The organism is Streptomyces sp. HUAS TT11, assembly GCF_051553595.1.
In the GTDB taxonomy this organism is placed as follows: Bacteria; Actinomycetota; Actinomycetes; order Streptomycetales; family Streptomycetaceae; genus Streptomyces.
Genome location: NZ_CP196184.1, coordinates 6051061 through 6067115, shown reverse-complemented (window position 1 = coordinate 6067115; position 16055 = coordinate 6051061). Strand labels below are relative to the sequence as shown.

12 protein-coding genes are annotated in these 16055 nt (G+C 69.9%); 1 reads left to right on the top strand and 11 read right to left on the bottom strand.

The features are described 5' to 3' along the window. Window positions 1–57 precede the first annotated feature (57 nt). From ACSHXN_RS26990 to proB, 3 genes are all read right to left on the bottom strand, one after another. Window positions 58–1344, bottom strand: a complete 1287-nt coding sequence (locus ACSHXN_RS26990) for a glutamate-5-semialdehyde dehydrogenase (RefSeq protein WP_356111418.1) — start codon at window positions 1342–1344, stop codon at window positions 58–60. Between the two features lie 61 nt (window positions 1345–1405). Then, window positions 1406–1903 carry a hypothetical protein gene (locus ACSHXN_RS26985; protein WP_355137638.1) on the bottom strand — a complete coding sequence of 166 codons (498 nt, stop codon included), beginning with the start codon at window positions 1901–1903 and terminating at the stop codon, window positions 1406–1408. Window positions 1904–2035: 132 nt separating this feature from the next. Next, window positions 2036–3142 (bottom strand): glutamate 5-kinase, encoded by a 1107-nt coding sequence (proB, locus tag ACSHXN_RS26980; RefSeq protein ID WP_355137636.1) that lies wholly within the window; start codon window positions 3140–3142, stop codon window positions 2036–2038. Window positions 3143–3384: 242 nt separating this feature from the next. On the opposite strand from proB, the gene ACSHXN_RS26975 reads away from it, so the two are divergent. Further along, complete coding sequence (locus tag ACSHXN_RS26975) at window positions 3385–4767, top strand: polysaccharide pyruvyl transferase family protein (protein ID WP_438303874.1); 1383 nt, start codon at window positions 3385–3387, stop codon at window positions 4765–4767. A 72-nt stretch (window positions 4768–4839) separates the two neighbouring features. Here ACSHXN_RS26975 and ACSHXN_RS26970 read toward each other — a convergent pair whose 3' ends face one another. The 8 genes from ACSHXN_RS26970 to ACSHXN_RS26935 all read right to left on the bottom strand — a co-directional run bounded on the left by ACSHXN_RS26970 (window position 4840) and on the right by ACSHXN_RS26935 (window position 15916). Then, a complete protein-coding gene (locus tag ACSHXN_RS26970; RefSeq protein ID WP_355801406.1) occupies window positions 4840–6039 on the bottom strand; it encodes a glycosyltransferase family 2 protein in 1200 nt (399 codons plus the stop codon). Between the two features lie 221 nt (window positions 6040–6260). Then, window positions 6261–8333 carry a hypothetical protein gene (locus ACSHXN_RS26965; protein WP_355137691.1) on the bottom strand — a complete coding sequence of 691 codons (2073 nt, stop codon included), beginning with the start codon at window positions 8331–8333 and terminating at the stop codon, window positions 6261–6263. Between the two features lie 213 nt (window positions 8334–8546). Next, a complete protein-coding gene (locus tag ACSHXN_RS26960; RefSeq protein ID WP_355137630.1) occupies window positions 8547–10046 on the bottom strand; it encodes a bifunctional cytidylyltransferase/SDR family oxidoreductase in 1500 nt (499 codons plus the stop codon). Window positions 10047–10948: 902 nt separating this feature from the next. Then, on the bottom strand, window positions 10949–12499 hold the full coding sequence (locus tag ACSHXN_RS26955; RefSeq protein ID WP_438303873.1) for an alkaline phosphatase D family protein: 1551 nt from the start codon (window positions 12497–12499) through the stop codon (window positions 10949–10951). Between the two features lie 256 nt (window positions 12500–12755). Next, window positions 12756–14192, bottom strand: coding sequence for a GTPase ObgE (gene obgE / locus ACSHXN_RS26950; protein ID WP_356111422.1), 1437 nt, complete (start codon window positions 14190–14192; stop codon window positions 12756–12758). A gap of 127 nt (window positions 14193–14319) precedes the next feature. Then, complete coding sequence (gene rpmA / locus ACSHXN_RS26945; protein WP_059131565.1) at window positions 14320–14574, bottom strand: 50S ribosomal protein L27; 255 nt, start codon at window positions 14572–14574, stop codon at window positions 14320–14322. Between the two features lie 14 nt (window positions 14575–14588). Then, complete coding sequence (rplU, locus tag ACSHXN_RS26940) at window positions 14589–14909, bottom strand: 50S ribosomal protein L21 (RefSeq protein WP_059131566.1); 321 nt, start codon at window positions 14907–14909, stop codon at window positions 14589–14591. Between the two features lie 263 nt (window positions 14910–15172). Further along, on the bottom strand, window positions 15173–15916 hold the full coding sequence (locus ACSHXN_RS26935) for a hypothetical protein (protein WP_355137624.1): 744 nt from the start codon (window positions 15914–15916) through the stop codon (window positions 15173–15175). Window positions 15917–16055: the final 139 nt, after the last annotated feature.

Sequence of the window (16055 nt, the reverse complement as noted above, 5' to 3'; positions counted from 1 at the left end):
AGACGGCTTCAAAGCCGCTTGCCAGGGACAACCGCCCGTGCTTGCCTGAGCGGCCGCTCAGCGACGGATGTGCCCGTCACCGGTCACGATGTACTTGGTGCTCGTCAGTTCGGGCAGGCCCATGGGGCCCCTGGCGTGCAGCTTCTGGGTGGAGATGCCGATCTCCGCACCGAAGCCGAACTGGCCGCCGTCCGTGAAGCGCGTCGAGGCGTTCACGGCGACCGTCGTCGAATCGACCAATTGAGTGAAGCGACGGGCCGCCTGCTGCGAGGTGGTGACGATCGCCTCGGTGTGCCCGGAACTCCACAGCCGGATGTGCTGAACGGCCCGGTCCAGGGAGTCCACGACCGCGGCGGCGATGTCGTAGGAGAGGTACTCGGTGTCCCAGTCCTCGGGCGTGGCCTCCACCACCGTGGCCTTCGAGCCCTTGGCGTGGGCCATCACGCGCTCGTCGCCGTGCACGGTGACCCCGGCCGTGGCGAGGGCGTCCAGGGCCCGCGGCAGGAACTCGGGGGCGATGTCCTGGTGGACGAGGAGCGTCTCGGCGGCGTTGCACACGCTCACGCGGTGCGCCTTGGAGTTGATCAGGATGTCGATCGCCATGTCGACGTCGGCCTGCGCGTCGACGTAGACGTGGCAGTTGCCGGTGCCGGTCTCGATCACGGGGACCGTGGACTCCTCGACCACCGTGCGGATCAGTGCCGCACCACCGCGCGGGATGAGCACGTCGACCAGGCCGCGGGCGCGCATCAGCTCGCGCACGGACTCCCGGCTCTCGCCGGGCACGAGCTGCACGGCGTCGGCGGGCAGCCCGGAGCCGCCCACGGCGTCGCGCAGGACCCGGACGAGTGCGGTGTTCGACTCGTGCGCCGAGGACGAGCCGCGCAGCAGCACGGCGTTCCCGGACTTCAGGCACAGTGCGGCGGCGTCGACCGTCACATTGGGCCGGGCCTCGTAGATGATCCCCACCACGCCGAGCGGGACGCGGACCTGGCGCAGGTCGATGCCGTTCGGCAGCGTGGAGCCGCGGACGACCTCGCCGACCGGATCAGGGAGGGCGGCGACGTCCCTGACGTCGGAGGCGATGGCCCGGATCCGCTCCGGCGTGAGCGTGAGCCGGTCGATGATCGCCTCGCTGGTGCCCGCCTCACGGGCCCGGGCGATGTCCTTGGCGTTCGCCTCGATGATCTCGCTCGCACGGACCTCCAGCGCGTCCGCGACGGCCAGCAGCGCGTCGTCCTTCTCGACCCGCGGCATCGGCGCGAGGTCGTCGGCGGCCGCCTTGGCGCGATAGGCGGCCTGGGCGACCGGGGACATCGAGTCGTACGGCGAGAGCGTGGTCATGGGGGAAGGGTAGTGCTACGGAGGGAACCGTCCACGGCTTGTTCCACTCACCGAGACATTCTCAAAACGGGTGAACTCCGACCGGTGTCGCCGGGGGCGGCCCGTATCCCTCGGCCACCCGCTGGTGATAGGTCTCGCGGTCGACGACCTCGAGGCCGACGATCTCCCAGGGCGGAAGGCCGGCGGTGTGACGGTGCTCGCCCCACAGCCGCAGCGCGACCGCGGCGGCGTCGTGCAGGTCGCGGGCCTCCTCCCAGTACCGGATCTCCGCGTGATCTCCGGCGTAGCGGCTGGTCAGCAGGAAGGGGTGGTCGTGGGCGAGCTGCTCGAGGGCGCGGCGCACCTCCATCACGGGAGCCCGGTCCCCCGACACGCTGAGGGTGACATGCCACAGCCGGGGGACGTCACCGGGCGCCTCGTACGTGTCCCGTTCCGTGACGTCCGTGACGCCGGTCAGTGCGCGCTCCTCCCCCGGCGTGCGGGCCGCACCGCCGTCACGAGAGTCACCGGAGGTGCCGCGACCGCGGAACGCCGCCACCTCAGGGCGCACTCGTCTCACGACGGCCTCCTTACGCAGTGCTCGTGCAGAACATGTCCCCGAGACAAAGTGGAGCAGGCCCCAGGGCTCCATGGGGCGGTTTTACGGAACGTCCCCCACCGGGGACCCGCAAAGAGCGGACCTTTCGGCCGGTCACGGGTGCAGGATGACGAGGTCGTCCCGGTGCACGACCTCGCGTTCGTAGGCGGGACCCAGTTCGCGCGCCAGTTCCCGGGTCGAGCGGCCGATCAGCCGGGGGATCTCCTTGGCGTCGAAGTTGACGAGCCCGCGCGCCACCGCCACGCCCGCGCTGTCGCGCAGTTCGACGGGGTCGCCCGCGGTGAAGTCGCCCTCGACCGAGGCGATGCCGGCGGGCAGCAGCGACGTGCGGCGCTCGACCACCGCGCGCACGGCGCCGTCGTCCAGCGTGAGCGCGCCCTGCGGGGTGGAGGCGTGCTGCAGCCACAGCAGCCGGTCGGCGGAGCGCTTGCCCGTGGGGTGGAAGCAGGTGCCGGTGTCCCGGCCCGCGAGGGCGTCGGCGGCGTGGACCGCGGAGGTGAGCACCACGGGGATGCCGGCCGCCGCCGCGATCCGGGCCGCCTCGATCTTGGTGACCATGCCGCCGGTGCCGACGCCGGCCTTGCCCGCGCTGCCGATCTCCACATGGGCGAGGTCCTCGGGCCCCCGCACCTCCGCTATCCGCGAGGTGCCGGGCCTGCCGGGGTCCCCGTCGTACACACCGTCCACGTCCGACAGCAGGACCAGCAGATCGGCGTGGACCAGGTGGGCGACGAGCGCGGCGAGGCGGTCGTTGTCGCCGAAGCGGATCTCGTCCGTGGCGACCGTGTCGTTCTCGTTGACGACCGGGAGCGCGCCCATCGACAGGAGCTTGTCGAGGGTGCGGGCGGCGTTGCGGTGATGGGCGCGGCGGCTGGTGTCGTCGGAGGTGAGCAGCACCTGGCCGACACGGATGCCGTAGCGGGCGCAGGAGGCGGTGTAACGGGCCACCAGCAGGCCCTGTCCGACGCTGGCCGCGGCCTGCTGCCGGGCCAGGTCCCGGGGGCGGCGGCGCAGACCGAGCGGGGCGAGACCGGCGGCGATCGCACCCGAGGAGACCAGGACGATCTCCTTCTCGCCCCCGCTGCGGTGCTTGGCGAGCACGTCGACGAGCGCGTCGACCCGATCGGCGTCCAGCCCGCCCGCCGCGGTGGTCAGCGAGGAGGACCCCACCTTCACGACGATCCGATGAGCCTCTGCCACGGCCTGCCTTGCCCCAGCCACCTGCTGTGCTTCCCCTCGCGCGTCGGTCCGTCCCCCGCCCGGCAATCTACGCGAACGAGCAGAGGTGCCGCGCACCGTTCCAGCACCCGGACGAGCAGAGTGTGATCACACCCTTACGCCTCGCGTACGGCAAAAAGGTTGCACTGGTTGCCTATAGAAATTAAAGATGATGCAAACATAATTTGAACACCGTGTCACCTAACGTTCACCGCGCACGGCGCGTGCTTCTGAGGTCGGGGAAGAGCCCCTACGACGTCGTCCCCGTGGAGGAAGCCCTCCATCGTGACGTCATCGCCACCAACGCGGGCAACCTGATCTTCAGCGACGCCGCCCACAAGATCCTCGAGACACCGCACACCGAGGTGGTCTCGAACGGAATGCGGGCCGATGCCGCCATGGCGGCGAGGATCAACGAGGAGTACGACGCCTTCGTCGTGCCGCTCGCCAACGCGTTCCGGCCCTCCTTCGAGACCGGGCTGCAGCGTCTGACGCGACTCATCGGGAAGCTGCGGATCCCCGTGGTGGTGCTGGGCATAGGTGCGCAGACCGGGCTCAGCTACGACCCGGCGCGGCTGAAGCCGATGGAGCCCACCGTCCGCGAGTTCGTCTCGGCGGTGCTCGACCGCAGCGCGTCCATCGGCGTCCGGGGCGAGTTCACGGAGAAGTACCTCAAGGACATGGGGTTCAGGGACGTCGAGATCATCGGCTGCCCGTCGATGTTCCTGTACGGCAAGGAACTCACCGTGGACAAGCGGGTGCCCGCCCTGACGCCCGAATCCCGGATCGCCGTCAACGGCTCGCACAGCGCGGTGCAGAAGCAGGGGCTCGACCGGATCATCACCCGGACCCATGCGCGCTATCCGCAGTTGCGCTTCGTCGGCCAGAACCTCAGCGACGCACGGCAGTTGCACTGGCGGGACGTGTCGGACGCGAACGGCCGGGTCACCGAGATGCCGACCCACCCGGACCACCCGATGTACCGCGAGGGCAAGGTCCGGGTCTACATCGATCCCGTCACCTGGATCGACGACCTGCGCGACGTCGACTTCTCCTTCGGCTCCCGCATCCACGGCAACATCGCCGCCCTGCTGGCGGGCACGCCCGCGACCGTGCTCTGCGCGGACTCGCGGACGCTGGAGCTGTGCCGGTACTTCGACATCCCGCACCGCAGGATCGACAACCTGCCCGAGGATCTCGACCCGGCCCGGCTCTACGAGGAGGCCGACTTCAGCGCGCTGCTCGGCGGTCACCAGGAGCGCTTCGAGCGTTTCACGGCGTTCCTGGACAGCAACGGCCTGGAGAACACCTTCACGCACGGCGACGGCGGTGCGGCCTTCGACGAGCGGATGCGGTCGCTCTCCTTCCCGGCCGGCCTGCGCCCCTGGAACGACACCGATGTCGCCTCGCTCACCTCGCGGTTCGGCTGGCTGCAGAGCCGCATCGTCGAACTGAGCCAGGACAACGCGAAGCTGAGGCGCGACGTGGCGCGGGCGAACGCGAGCGCCAAGGCCGCCGCGGCGGTGCCGCCGCCGTCGGTCTACCGCCGGGCGCGCCGGGCGGTGGGGCGGCCGCTCCGCAAGGCGCTGCAGTCCGGGGGCAAGTAAGCGGTCCCGCACGGCCGTTCCGCAGCGGTTGCCGGGGGTGCGCCCTTCTCGGGCGACCCCCGGCAGCGGGTCTCAGGCGGCCCGGCGCACCTTCAGCATCCGCCGGGCCGCCTTGCGCAGCCGCTTGAAGTGGACCGGCGTCGTCAGCGACTTGAAGTTCTCGATCGTGAGCGTCTCACGGGTCGTCGGCACGAACCACTCGTCCGGGAGGCCCGCGGCGCCGTCACGGAAGTGCGGGTAGCCGAGGTAGGCCTTGCCGCCGGCCGGGTCCATGAAGATCGTGGGCGCCTTGTTCGCCTTGACGAACTCCAGCACGTCGGACAGCAGGTCCGCGCGCCCCCGCGCCACCAGGTGCAGCCGCAGCCGCTCGTTGACCTTCACCCGCTCGGCGACGCCCTCGTGCCAGTACGCGTCCATCAGCGGCTTGGCGAGCTCCAGCTTGTGGGCGCGTACCTCCTCGTCGTTGTTCAGGAACACGGGCCCGAACTGCGGCAGGAGGGTGATCAGGAAGGGGCGGACCATCAGGGAGTCCCGGCGCGGGCCTGCGGGCACCTGCTCGGCGATGAGTTTCATGAGGGCGCGGGCCGAGTCGAAGCGCAGGGTGTAGCTGCCGGTCTTGGTGACGTGCTTGCCGTCGGCCCGGCCGACCAGGTAGTAGCAGGTGTAGTCGGCGATCACGGAGACGCCGTCCGCGCGCAGGTACGCCTCCATCGTGAACAGGGCGTCCTCGCCGGTCCTCAGCGACTCGTCGAAGCGCATCCCGTGCCGTGTGAGCAGCTCGCGCCGGAAGAGCTTCTGCGCGCTCAGCGTGAACTTGATCTTCGAGGAGAAGACGTCGGTCCGCGGCAGCGTCTTGCCCCACATCGACTTGGGGGCGTTGCGGTTGACGCCCACGACCTTGCCGAGCACGACGTCGGTCCGCTGCTCGTCGGCCATGGCGACCATGCGCTCCAGCGCCTCGGCCCCGAGCCGGTCGTCCGCGTCGAGGAAGAACACATACCGTCCGCGGGCCTTTTCCAGACCCACGTTGCGCGGGCCGCTGGGGCCCCCGGAGTTCTCCTGGTGGATGACGGTGACCGTCATGGGGGCACGCTTGGCGAACTCCTCGAGGTGGTCGCCCGTCCCGTCCGTCGAACCGTCGTCGACGGCGATGACCTCGATCCGGGCCGGGTCGAGCGTCTGCGCCCGCACGGACTCCAGGCACTCGACCAGGTACGGCATAGCCTCGTACGCCCCGATGATCACAGATACATCAGGCTGCGCAACGGTCACGCTTCCCCCTTGTCACGGGAACTTTCCCCGCATGTCATCAACACTTACCCATAAGAGGGCCGACGGCGGGCGAAGGTTGCCCCCACCCCAAAGATTCGTGACACACGTCACATGGTGAACAGACAGGAAACCAGCGTAGGTCGTCACGGTAAGAGCAAGGAAAGGGCCCGGGTGCCGAGGAGTACTTCCTCGGCACCCGGGCCCTTGGGCCGTGGCGCGTGTCAGCCCTTGACCACGTCGGTCGTCTCGTCGGCGGGTGTGGGGCGCTGGCCCGGCACCGCGCCCGCCCGCTCGGCGACGGTCCCCCGGCCGGCGGTCTCCAGGCGGTGGCTACGGGCCTCCGCCTTCTGCGCCAGGTCGCTCACCGCGGCGTTGAACTGCTCGATCGACGTCGGCTCGTCGGGACCCAGCAGATAGCGCCTGAGTTCCTGGCGTTCGGCGGTCAGCGGGTCCGCCGCGGGATCCCGTACGGCCTCCAGCAGCTCGTCCAGTTCGCGCGCGGAGTTCGACAGGATCACGGCGGCGCGTACCGCCGTGTTCTGCCGCTTGAACTCCTCGACGCCCAGCTCCGCGGAGTCGGTGACGGCGTACGGCTTGCCGCTCGCGATGAAGTCGGAGACCACGCTGGAGATGTCGGAGACCATCGCGTCGGAGACGTTGAAGCAGTCGTACAGACGCGGCTCGGAGCCCGAGATGACGCGGTGCTGCCAGGAGCCGAAGGAGCGCCAGTAGGCGTCGTTCCACTCGGCCCGCAGCCGGGCGATCTCCTCGTGCTTGGCCACGTCGACCAGACCGTCGCGGGTCGCCTCGGCTTCGTCGCGGCTGTCGTCGGCCGGTCCGCTCAGCTCGGCGAGCCGGGCCGTGATGCGGACCAGCTCTGCCTTGGCCCGGGTCTGGGTCGCGGCGTCCGCCGTGAAGCGCGGGTCGGCGGCGCGCTCGGTGGCGGCCTTCTCGACCAGGGCGGTGATCCGCCGGTGCGCGGCGCCCGCCTTGGCGCTGCGGGTGCCGGTGAAGGGGTGGGGCTTGTAGAGGACACGGACCGGCCGGTCGGCGGCGAGCAGCTTCTTCACGATGTTCTCGCCGGCCAGCAGGAGCGAGGTGTTGCCCGGGTTGTCGTCCCAGCCCTCCCAGGTGGGCGCGTACAGGACGGTCGGGACACGCCCCTCGGGCACGCCCCGCCAGGGCTGGATGGGCGCGAGCTGCGGGCGGCCGACCTCGACGATGTCGTCGTCGCGGACGCCGACATCGGCCAGGGCGTAGCGGTCACGGCCCGCACGGCCGGCCGTCCACACCTCGTCGTAGACCTTGCTGAACGGGTTGACGCTGGCCAGCTTGTCGCTGTCGCCGTGGCCGATGAAGACGTGCTTCATGGTCGGAACGCGCAGCATGTGGATGTTCTTGCCGACGTTCGCCGCGTACAGCGTGACGCGCACCGTGGACAGGTCGAGGTTCATCAGGTGCACCCCTCCGGGCACGCAGATGACGGGGACCGTGGTGGGCTGGAGGCTCTCCAGGATGACGCGCTCGCGGAGGATGATCAGCGGGCGGGTCTGAAGCCGCTCCATCGTGTCCAGCCACATGTTGACCTGGTAGGCCGAGTCCTTGGAGCCCGAGAAGTACAGCACCGTCTCCGGGCGGTACTCGCGCAGCCAGCCGCTGACCGCCTTGAGTACCGTGTCCGCCTTCGGCGGGATCCTCCGGCCGCGGATGTACGGGGCGAGCGCGGCGACGTAGAGGAAGGCCAGCACCAGGGTGACGGCCACGCCCGTGAGGCCGTAGACGGCCCGGTCGGTGGCGGCGGTGACCAGCAGGCCGACGACGGCGGCGAGGTCGAGGTGGAGCATCTTCTCGGCGGCGCGGTCGAGCAGCAGACGCGGCGGGGCGTCCGGGATGCGGATCCGCGAGACGAGGTCGACGTTGCGGGTGGCGATCGGCATCCTGCGGCGGTTGCGGATCAGGGTGACCAGGGCGCCGTGCGGGGCCTGGAAGCCGTAGAAGGCGAGGAAGCAGCCGACGGCCGCGTAGAAGACCACGTCGCCGGAGAGCGAGAGCCGGGCCATGAGCAGGACCAGCAGCAGCTGTCTGATCAGGAACCGTATGGACAGACCGGCCCGCACCTTGCCGAGGCGGTTGATCAGATAGCTGCCGCGCCGATGCAGAAAGTGGTCCGCGAGGTATGTCACTGCGGCCGCGGCCGCGAAGGCACCGACGCTCGGGAGGAGTGCGGCCAGCATCAGCACGGGGAAGCCCAGCATCATGAGGGCCGCCGCGGCCAGCTCGGCCGCACTGCCCACCCGGGCAACGCGTATAGCGGTGGAAATCACGGGGGAACCTGCTCTTGGAGGGGGAGTGCCGGTGGTGGTACGGAGAAAAACTTCGGTAGATCTTCGAAAAGGAATCGGAAAGTTCCTGTAGACGATCTGGATTTTATGGATTCAGGCCCCTGCGTCCGCGCATTCGTCGCGCAATCACAGAGGCCTGAATTCCGGAAACCAAGGAAATTTTGATTATGCCACGCCGTCCTGGCGGTCCAGGACGCCGGCCAGAGCCGCCTCGAAACCGGATGCCCTGCCCGCGTCCGCCGTCGGATCCTGCTGGCGCACATCGATGACATGGCCGGTCAGTTCGGAGACGAGGACGTCGAGCGAGGTCCGCGCCACCGCCTCGGAGGACAGCAACGAGCCGTCGGGCTCCCGGCCGAAGGCCTTGGTGCGCATCGGGGTGGCGGTGCGCTCCGGGTTGATGCAGTTGACGCGGACGCCGTCGCCCGCCCATTCGTCGGACAGCGCCTGGGTGAGGTTCACCATGGCCGCCTTGGTCGAGGAGTACAGGCTGTACTCGGCACGGCCGCGGGTGTAGCTGCTGGAGGTGTACAGCAGCAACTGCCCCTGGGTCTCGGCGAGGTACTTGTAGGACGACCGGGCGATCTGCACCGGGGCCAGGTAGTTGACCTTCAGCGCTTCCTCGATGGTCGCGTTGTCGGTCTCGGCGAGCTTGCCGATGCGCAGCACGCCGGCCGTGTTGACGACGTAGTCGATGCGCCCGGTCTCCGCGTAGGCCTTGGACAGCGCGTCGTCGACCTCCTCCGGGTTCTCCACGTGCGTTCCGGTGGTGGAGCGGCCGAGCGCGTACACCGTGGCGCCGTAGGACTCGGCCAGCGCGGCGATGTCCTTGCCGATGCCGTAGGAACCGCCGAAGACGACGACGGTCTTGCCGCTGAGGAGTTCCCGGTAGGCCTCCTCGCCGTTCTGCTCCGGCGCGGCGGTGGAGGCGAGCTGGAACAGCTTGTCGGCGATGAACACGTCGACCGGCTGCGTGACCTTCATGTTGTACTCGTCGCCCGCGACGACGTGGATCGGCACGTCCGGCAGATACCTGAGCACGACGGTGCAGTCGTCGGTGGCCTGGAAGTTGGGGTCGCCCGCGGCGACCTCGTAGGCGCGGCGGATCGTGGACAGCTTGAACGCCTGCGGGGTCTGGCCTCGGCGCAGCCGGGAGCGGTCCGGGATCTCCGTGATGAATTCGCCGTCCTCGCCGTGCGTGCGGGTCACGATGATGGTGTCCGCCGACGGGATGGCGACGTCGACGGCCTGGTAGCGCTCCAGGGCCGCGACGCAGTCGTCGATCACACGCCGCGACAGCAGGGGGCGGACGGCGTCGTGGAACAGGACGTTGCGGTCCTCGCCCTCGGCCAGCCCCTCACCGAGCGCGGCGATGGCACGCTCGGTGGTCTCGTTCCGTGTGGAGCCGCCCTCGATGATCCGCGTCACCTTGGTGAAGCCCGCCTTGGCGACGATCTTCTCGATATCCGGCACATAGCCCGGCGCCATCAGCACGATGATGTCGTCGATGGAGTCGGCCTTCTCGAAGGTGGTCAGCGTGTGCTCGATCACCGCCTTGCCGGCGATCTTCAGCAGCTGCTTCGGAATCGACAGACCCACGCGCTGACCGGTGCCACCAGCCAGGATCACTGCGGTGGTGCGGGGCTTGGCTATGCGCTCAGACACAAGTGACCTACCTCGGGCTTCAGGGAACCTTCGGATGGTCCCACTTTCAGTCAGCGAAGTGCAAGGTGAGCGCCCTCTGCTGCATATGTAAGCGCAACCTGCTATTCACCTTCCACCCTCGTCGATCTCCGAAGTGCCCGCCCGGATTGTCCAGATTTGCTGTGAGTAACTCCACACGTTTCTCACGCGTTTTCGTTGCACTATCCCCTGCGCCGCCTTCCAGCCACGAAGGCCGGGCGTGCGACGCGCTCACCGTCGGCGCATTCGCCGTAGCACTCGGTGGCCGAGCGCCCTGGCCGGCTCGTGGGACGGGGTCCGGTGCACGGACCGCACCGTACCGGTGCCCGGGAGCGCGGCGGTCGCGGGCACCGGTACGCCGTACAGGGCCTGCGCCGCCACTTCGGGCGCGATCCTCGGTCCGGGCGGCCCGGGCGGCCCGGGCGGCCCGTCCGTGCCGGACGGAGCCTCGGCCGGCAGCGACAGGGCGCCGACGACCCGCACCCCGAGGGCCCCGATCCGCGCGCCGGCCCACGGCGGCGGCCTCCTCCGGCGCCACCGTGGTGTGGGGATCCGGTGGTCGCCCGGCCCCGGTGTGCAGGTGCTCCTCATCCCGCAGGACGGCGCCGTCGCGCACGAGGCCGGAATACAGCTCGTCCGGCAGCCCATGACAGCGGAACGCGCCGCGGCCCCCCGGCCGCGCGCCACGAACCCGCGCCTCACACCAACCGCATACCCGGGACGTGAGCCACCGGGCGGTGCCACTCCACGAACCCGCGCCTCACACCAACCGCATACCCGAGACGTGAGCCACCGGGCCGTGCCACTCCACGCCCCCGCGCCTCACACCAACCGCATACCCGGGACGTGAGCCACCGGGCCGCGGCACTTCATGCCCCCGCGCCTCACACCAACCGCACGCCCGGCCTGCCCTCATCGACCCGCAGCCGGGCGAGGGTCCTGGAGGCGGCCTCCGGGCGCAGCACCGTCTCCGCGACCCTGACCTGGGCGTCGATGCCGTCGGAGCGGATGTCGAAGAGGTGGTAGCCGCGATGGGCGTCGATCAGCTTCCAGTGCGGGTTGTCGGCCTTGCGCGGGTCCCAGTCGCGGTGGAAGGCCGCCAGGTCCTGGTCGCCGCCGCTGGAGACGGAGGTGCCGACGAACTCGGCGCCGACCACGGCCGAGCGCGGGTCGGCGAAGTCCCGCTTGAGGTCGCTCACCATCGTCAGATGGCGGTCGCCGGAGAGCACGACCGGGTTGCGGACCTTCGTGAACTCCTTCATGAAGGCGTTGCGTTCGGTCTGATAGCCGTCCCAGGCGTCGTAGTACCAGAGCTTGCCCGGACCCACCTGGAGGTCGGTCTCGGCCATCATGATCTGCGAGGCGATCAGGTTCCAGCGGGCCGGTGAGCGGTGCAGTCCGTCCAGCAGCCACTGCTTCTGCCGGGCGCCGAGCATGGTCGCCGAGGCGCTCTCGGCGCCTGACCGGCTTGTCGCCTGGTCGCTGCGGAACTGCCGGGTGTCCAGCACGTTCAGCCGGGCCAGCCGCCCGAACTCCAGCCGCCGGTACATCCGGATGTGCGGGCCTTTGGGGATCGCGCTCGCGCGTACCGGCATGTGCTCGTAGTACGCCTGGTAGGCGGCGGTCAGCCGGGCCGCGAACGCGGCGTGGGACTGCTTGGCGGGGTCCTGCGGGACCTGTCCCGCGTAGTCGTTGTCGACCTCGTGGTCGTCGAAGGTCACCACCCAGGGCGCGGCGGCGTGCATCGCGGCCAGCTGCGGATCGGTGCGGTACTGGGCGTAGCGGTTGCGGTACTGGACAAGTGTGTACGGCTCGTCGCTGCCCTCGTGCCGGCGCACGGCGCCGGCGGCGGGCAGGGACTCGTAGATGTAGTCGCCGACGAACAGCACGACGTCCGGGTCCTGGGCGCGCATGTCCGCGTACGGGGTGAAGTAGCCCTGCTGCCAGTTCTGGCAGGAGGCCAGCGCGATACGCAGACGCCCTCCCGAGCCCCGCGGATCGGGAGCCGTACGGGTGCGCCCGACGGGCGAGATCTGGCCGCGGGTCCGGAAGCGGTACCAGTAGGCGCGGCCCGGGCGCAGCCCGCGCACGTCGACGTGGACGCTGTGGCCGAGCGCCGGCAGCGCCCGGGTGGCACCGCGCCGCGTCGTCCGCCGGAACCGCTCGTCCTCGGCGACCTCCCACTCCACGGTCACCGGGCGGTCGGGCATGCCGCCGCCGTGCAGCGGATCGGGGGCGAGCCGGGTCCACAGCACGATGCCGTCCGGGAGCGGGTCGCCGGAGGCCACGCCGAGTCTGAACACATGGTCGGGCAGGGGCGGTTCGATGGCCCGCGCCACCTGCGGCAGCCCCAGCTGGGCGGCGGCCGTGGCTCCGAGCACCGCGGCACCCGTGGTGAGAAAGCGGCGTCGATCGCTGGAGACTGCCCGTTCCATCCCCGAACTCCCTTGCATCGCGAGTCTCTTCGACATGGCGATGATCACACACCGTGGCAGCACGGCCACTGAACGGAGTGGGGCGCGGGCATGACAAATGCATGACCGGATGCGCGGAGGACCGACGGAGGCCGATGGGCCCCGTGCGCGGGCGCGCGGCCGTCCACGGCCCGACGCCCGGGGACGGTCGTCCCGTCCCCGGGCGTCGGGCCCTGCAACGTCGCTACGGCATCGCTACGACATCGCGGTGGATCGCTCAGAACGGCTCGAAGTCGTCGAAGTCCTGCTGGGCTTCGTCCCGTTCGGCCTGGTGCTCCCGGCGTCGCTGGGCAGCGGGACGCAGCGCCTCGAGCCGGTGGTCCTCGCCGCGCCGGCCGAGCATCTCGGCGCCCGCCGTCACCGAGGGCTCCCAGTCGAAGACGACCGCGTTGTCCTCGGGTCCGATGGCGACGCCGTCGCCGGACCTCGCGCCCGCCTTCATCAGCTTGTCCTCGACACCGAGGCGGTTGAGCCGGTCGGCGAGGTAGCCGACCGCCTCGTCGTTGTTGAAGTCGGTCTGGCGCACCCAGCGCTCGGGCTTCTCGCCACGCACGCGGAACAGACCGTCGTCCTCGCGCGTCACCGTGAAGCCCGCCTCGTCGACGGCCTTCGGCCGGATGACGATCCGGGTCGCCTCCTCCTTCGGCTTGGCGGCCCGCGCCCTCCCGACCAGGTCACCGAGGGCGTACGACAGCTCCTTCAGCCCGAGGTGGGCGACCGCCGACACCTCGAAGACGCGGTAGCCGCGCGCCTCCAGGTCGGGCCGCACCATATCGGCCAGGTCCTTGCCGTCCGGTACGTCGATCTTGTTCAGGACGACGATCCGCGGACGGTTGCCGAGGCCGCCGTACTGCTTCAGCTCCTCCTCGATGACGTCGAGGTCGGAGACGGGGTCGCGGTCGGACTCCAGGGTGGCCGTGTCCAGTACGTGCACCAGCACGCTGCACCGCTCGACGTGCCGCAGGAACTCGAGGCCGAGGCCCTTGCCCTGGCTGGCGCCCGGGATCAGTCCCGGCACGTCGGCGACGGTGTACACGGTCGAGCCCGCGGTGACCACGCCCAGGTTCGGGACGAGGGTGGTGAACGGATAGTCGGCGATCTTCGGCTTGGCCGCGGAGAGCACGGAGATCAGCGAGGACTTGCCGGCGCTCGGGTAGCCGACGAGGGCCACGTCGGCGACCGTCTTCAGCTCGAGGACGACGTCCTGCAGGTCGCCGGGCTCGCCGAGCAGCGCGAAGCCGGGCGCCTTGCGGCGGGCCGAGGCCAGCGCCGCGTTGCCGAGGCCGCCGCGGCCGCCCTGGGCGGCGATGTACGACGTCCCGTGCCCGACCAGGTCGGCGAGCACGTTGCCCGCCTTGTCGAGCACGACCGTGCCGTCCGGCACCGGCAGGACCAGGTCCTGGCCCTCCTTGCCGGCGCGGAAGCCGCCCTCGCCGGGCTTGCCGTTGGTGGCCTTGCGGTGCGGTGAGTGGTGGTAGTCGAGAAGTGTGGTGACCGACTGGTCGACGGTGAGGATCACGTCGCCGCCGCGACCGCCGTTGCCGCCGTCGGGGCCGCCCAGCGGCTTGAACTTCTCGCGGTGCACGGAGGCGCAGCCGTGGCCTCCGTTACCCGCGGCGACGTGGAGTTCGACGCGGTCCACGAAGGTGGTCATGGTGCAGTGCCTCCAGAAAATTCGGATATGTCTTGGGTCAACACGCGAAAGGCGGACCCGCCTTCCCGATCGGGAAGTGAGGTCCGCCTCGCGAAAAGTTCGGTCGAAAAGCCGTGAATCAGATGATTCAGGCGACCGAGACGATGTTCACGACCTTGCGGCCACGGTGGGTACCGAACTCCACCGCACCGGCCTGCAGCGCGAACAGCGTGTCGTCGCTGCCACGGCCGACGCCGGAGCCCGGGTGGAAGTGGGTGCCGCGCTGGCGGACCAGGATCTCACCCGCGTTGACGACCTGACCGCCGAAGCGCTTCACGCCGAGCCGCTGGGCATTGGAGTCGCGACCGTTCCGGGTGGACGATGCGCCCTTCTTGTGTGCCATTTCTCCTCAGTCCCTTACTTCGCAGCCGTGGGGATCTCAGTGACCTTGATCGCCGTGTACTGCTGGCGGTGGCCCTGGCGACGGCGGTAGCCGGTCTTGTTCTTGTAGCGCAGAATGTCGATCTTCTGGCCCTTGTGGTGGTCCACGACCTCGGCCTGGACCTTGATGCCGGCCAGCACCCACGGGTCGCTGGTCACAGCGTCGCCGTCGACAACGAGCAGGGTCGAGAGCTCGACCGCGTCGCCAACCTTGGCAGTGGAAATCTTGTCAACCTCAACGATGTCGCCGACAGCAACCTTGTGCTGGCGACCACCGCTGCGCACGATGGCGTACACGCGGATCTCACTCTCTCGCTCGGGAACGGCACCCCCGCAGTCCAGCCGCCCGACAGAACGGACGGCCTCTTCCGGTCACGGCCCGTGCCCGGAAGGAAGAGGTTTACGGGGATGTGGCGGGTCAGTGGACACGCCGACGGTCAAGGTTACGGGGCGTGCACCTGCGGGTCAAACCGGCCCGACGCCGCCGATCCGACCGCCCGTCCGCCACAACCGGATCCGACTCTGTTGCGCTCCGTGATATGCCGCCGCCGGGGAGACGGTCATCCACTCGTCCCGCTGACCGCCCGCAACGCCGCCCGGACGCCCGGACGAGCGCAGAACTCCGCGCTCCGGTGGACGCCGACTCGGCACCGGTCCAGGACCTGTGTACGGGCGCCGTCACCCCGGTCCGCGAGTTCCCGAGCGTCCAGGAACCAGGCGATGTCCTCCGCGTGCGCGAGCCCCTCCAGGGATGTCCCCTCGAAGGCGTTGTCCAGAACGGTGAAGACGTCCGCCACCCGCTCGGTCGCATACGCCAGGGTGTCGGCAGATCCTGACCGGCTCCCCCCGAGCGCCGCTTCCCAGGCCTGCACCCACAGGCGGCCGACGTCCCGGAGTTCGAGGTCCTGAGAGGCGTGTTCGGACGGTTCGACCGCGAGCCGCGCGGTCAGGGCCGCAAGCGTTCGGGACATCTCGAACTCTTCCGCCTCGGTCGCGCCCGGGTCTGGCACCACGGAGCCGAGCAGCGCACCCAGAACCGGTGCGGCCCTGTAGAGGCACACCCATGTCCACACCTGTCTCGCCGGGGCATCCAGACGCTCGACCATGCGCCGCCGCTGCCGCATGAATTCCGGATACCGAAACCTCGGCTCCCGGCCGATTGTCCAGAGGCGGGCGACTTCCTCGTCAATGCGACGCCACGCGAGCGAGGCCGCTCCCAGCCGCAACGGCTCGGGGAGCGTCCTGCGGTAGGTGCACTTCATGGCGATCAGTCGCGGTCCCAAAACCTCGAGCTCGAATTCCATCTCACGAGAAAGTTCATCGAGGCCGAGGTTCGAAAGCGCCCGCATTCCACTGTCGGGAATGACGTCGAGCGTTCGAAGCGCCCACTCGGCACGCTCCATTTCTCCGTGCAGCGGCCGGCCGGGCGGCCAGGAAACGATG